Genomic DNA, 4,010 nt, shown 5'->3' on the forward strand with positions numbered 1-4,010 from the left:
GAACACCCTGAAACCCGAGGACAAGAAGACAATATCTAATTCCTGTTTTCTACTCTACAAAAATAATACAGGAACATAAGGAAAAGTGAACAAAAAGGAAAATAAGGATGATTTGAGCAGGACAAAACGAAAATGATTGTGTTTGAGAATTGAGAGCTCATGATAGTAGTACCATCATGGAGTTTTATTTTAATACTGGGCTAGGAAGAAAAGTGTGAGAATTGGGCGAGATGACATTTTATATGGCAGGGGTAGTAATAACATGGCACAGGCAATAAACTAACGAGAATGACAAAGCTCGTGGCGAAAAACAATGTGCAATGTGAGAGAGTGTTGTTTTATTGCAAAGGGCAAATAATTTTTTGGTTGTATTTTTACTAGAGACGGTCGTATAATACTCGCTATTCGTTTAAAAAGCGTTACATAAATTGTAATTTTCGTAACGGGAGGGTGAAAAGTTGAACGTTGTTGGGTATATACGAGTCTCCACTCAAGGGCAAGCAAGAGATGGATATAGCTTGAAATATCAAGAAGATGAAATCAAAGCATATTGTAAAGAACAAGGCTGGAACTTGATACATATTTTTAGAGAAGAAGGAATTAGCGGTGCCAAACTAAATGAGGAAGCACTGGAAATTGACAGGGTGGGCTTACAGGAAATGTTGGCTCACCTTTCGTCTGTCCAAATTGATTATGTGGTTGTGCTGAATACAAGCCGATTATGGCGGTCAGATATTGTAAAGGTGTTGATACAGCGAGAGTTGAAAAAATATGGATGTGATATTAAAAGCATAGAACAGCCATTTTACAGTATTCATAAGAAAGACCCAAATGATTTTTTTGGTCAATGGATTAATGGAGTTATTAGACCAATATCAACGGCTTGAAATTGCCCTCAAACTAACGAAGGGGAGAAATAAAAAGGCGAAGGAAGGTGGTTATGCAGGAGGAAGGGCAACATTTGGCTACCAAAAGCAGAAAGGTGAAAAGGAACTAAAGATACATAACGGTCATGCAGAAGTAGTTAAACGGTTGTTTGAACTTAAACAGCTACATAGGAAATGGTCACTGACTAGGTTGGCAGAAACATTGAATGAGGAAGGTTATCAAACAACGCAAGGTAAAATGTTTACCAAAGTACAAGTGAAACGCATTTTAGACCGAGAAAGCTTTTATCAAGGGATTTATACATACGGACATATACAAGCAAATGGGAAACATGAAGCAATAATTTAAAAGTTTACTTAAAAAAAGGGCTCATTTTCTTATAAGTTCTTTTGAAACGGTGAAAATGGATAGGCTTTCGTACCAATGCGCACTGTAAGGTGAACGCTCGAACTAAGGTTGCCGGCATTTTCATTTTTATTGAATAGGGGATGAGAAAATGCATGAAAAACAGAAACATTTGTATGTCGGAGTGGATTTGCATAAACAACACCATGTGGCAGTGATTATTAATTGTTGGCAGGAGAAACTAGGTGAAATAAAGTTTGTAAATAAACCTGCCGCCTTCTCTATGTTTTTACTGGATAATGATAAACTGATGGAAGAAGGATTGACACCTGTATTTGGTTTAGAAGATGTTGGAGGCTATGGACGAGCGTTAGCGAAGTATTTAGCAGATCACGGGCAAATTGTAAAAGAAGTAAACCCAGCTCTTTCATACGCTGAACGAAAAAGCCATATGACCACACAAAAAAGTGACAGCTGGGATGCGGAATGTGTTGCACGCATTTTGTTGAACAAACTGAACCATTTGCCTGACGCGAAACCGCATGATTTATTTTGGTCGATACAACAATTGGTCACTAGAAGAAATGCATTGGTGAAAGCTCAAGGTGCTTTAAAAAACCAACTGCATATTCAATTGAGCCATCATTACCCGAGCTATAAGAAGTTTTTCTCAGAAGTAGATGGAAAAACGGCATTGGCTTTTTGGAAACAATACCCGTCACCTTTAAGTTTAGACGGTGTAAGTGTGAAGAAATTGACCACTTTTTTATTAGAAGCCAGTAACAATACATGTTCAGTGAAAAAAGCGAATGAAATATTGAAGCTGATGAAAGAAGATGGACACACAGCGAAAAGAACATCAAGAAACACGTGACTTTCTAGTGAGAAGCATCGTCCGAGATATTTCGTTTAAAAAGCAGGAAATGAGCTATGTGGAAAGAGAATTAAAAGAGTTAATGAGTTTATTAGACTTTCAGTTAGATTCGATGCCAGGGATTGACCTCGTAACAGCTTCAGCCTTAATTGCAGAAATTGGCGACGTTAGACGCTTTCCGAATGCCAACAAATTAGCGCGATTTTCGGGGATAGCGCCTGTTTATTTTGGCTCTGGTGGGAAAGGCAAGGAACAAAAAAGCAAACAGGGAAATCGGGCGCTAACGCTTTATTTTACAACCTAGCATTACAACAGGTGCAGGTAGCGAAGGGAAGCAAACTGCCAAGGAATCCAGTGTTCCATGCTTACTACGAAACAAAAGGAGATAGAAAACGTGCCAATCGAAATGAAAAATTTTTTAATTGACATTATTTCTGAGGTGCAAGAAAAGTATAATCAAACTCTCATATCAGACAGTAATAAGAGTTTGGAGGATAAACATTTTAGGCTAGGCGCAAATTATGCCTACTATGATGTTTTAGAACTCATTGAGACTCAACTAAATTTGTTTAGCTTTCAATTAGACGAAGTTCCTCACATTGCGCCTGTTTTAGGGGAGAAGATTAACAACAAAATATAAAAGACATTATATTTGCCTCAAGTGTACATACATTCTTGAGGTTTTTTCTGTGAAAATATTATTCTTTAAATATTTCTATATACTCGATCAGTTGGGAAATTATGAAATTGACCCATAAAAGCTAATAAGTAAACAGAGGAACTGTCGGAACGTAACTTTGTATATTTCTATTTGGTTTTGGTTATACTAACTAGTTTGCATTCCTTGAGAGGCTCCTTGTTTATTAGCATGGAGAAGATAATACAGAGCATTCGATGCGAAGTCGCAACGAGTGCTTTTTTCACTAGGAATGAAAAGCCGGACTATGTGAAGAAGTCGATCCGGAAAGCGAAGTATCAATATGATGAGGCAGGCAACCGGATTGAACAAAATGAAGACGGCAAAATTACGAAATACCGTTATAATGAATTAAACGAACTCGTGGAAGCCGGCGACAAGAAGTATTTCTATGATGCCAACGGCAACCTCGTTGAAAAGGAAACAAGGGAAGGCACGATCAAGTATGACTACACGACCGACAACCGCTTGAAAGGCGTGTACTACCCGGACGGCTCGCAAGTCGAGTATGAGTATGACGCGCTCAGAAGAAAAGCCTCCAGAACCCAGGGCTATTATCACCTTTCCAAGAAAGGTAACGGCTGGAGCTGGGGAAACCGGGATGATTGGAAAGATTGGGATGAATGGGACGATTGGGGCAAGTGGTACAACGGAGACAAAAACAGCCTGAAAAAATGGAAGGGCAAACCGCTTTATGAGGAAACCACCCAGTATCTGTATGACGGACTGGATGTGTTCAAAGAATACGGCGAACATGGACAGCCGCTCGCCCAGTATTACCAGGGCGCAGACCACACGATTGCCCGGAAGACGTTCGGTTATCACGGCAGGAAGCAGGAAGAGTACGAAGGCAATGTCCAGTCAAAAGGCGGACTGTTGTATTACCATGAAGACGCACTCGGCAACATCCTGGATGTGACCGACCGCAGCGGAGAAAAACGGGGATCGTACAGCTATGATGCGTTCGGCAACCTGTTCAGCCATATGGCGGCACCATACAACGCCGTCGGGTTCACCGGCAAATCGTATGACGCGAAAGCAGGCATGATCGATTTCGGCTCAAGATGGTACAGCCCGAATGAAGGCCGCTTCACCACGATGGACACCTTCACAGGTTGGAAAGACATTCCTGCAAGCTTGAACAGATACTCTTACGTTCACAATAATCCACTGAAGCTGATTGATCCAACGGGACGTGCAGCGGAA

The 4,010-nt window shown here is 40.5% G+C and carries 2 protein-coding genes and 2 pseudogenes; all 4 read left to right on the forward strand.

Going from position 1 to position 4,010, the window contains the following annotated elements:
* The first annotated feature begins 458 nt into the window (after positions 1-458).
* Positions 459-1,236: pseudogene (locus CVD23_RS10270) on the forward strand (recombinase family protein).
* 148 nt (positions 1,237-1,384) lie between these two features.
* Positions 1,385-2,488 (forward strand): annotated as a pseudogene (locus CVD23_RS10275) (IS110 family transposase); the annotation flags it as partial.
* 13 nt (positions 2,489-2,501) lie between these two features.
* Complete coding sequence (locus CVD23_RS10280; RefSeq protein ID WP_142382840.1) at positions 2,502-2,747, forward strand: hypothetical protein; 246 nt, start codon at positions 2,502-2,504, stop codon at positions 2,745-2,747.
* A gap of 216 nt (positions 2,748-2,963) precedes the next feature.
* A partial coding sequence (locus CVD23_RS10285) for an RHS repeat domain-containing protein (RefSeq protein ID WP_180955625.1) occupies positions 2,964-4,010 on the forward strand: 1,047 nt, incomplete at its 3' end.

The sequence above is a fragment of the Bacillus sp. V33-4 genome (assembly GCF_002860225.1).
Taxonomy (GTDB): domain Bacteria; phylum Bacillota; class Bacilli; order Bacillales; family Cytobacillaceae; genus Bacillus_BJ; species Bacillus_BJ canaveralius.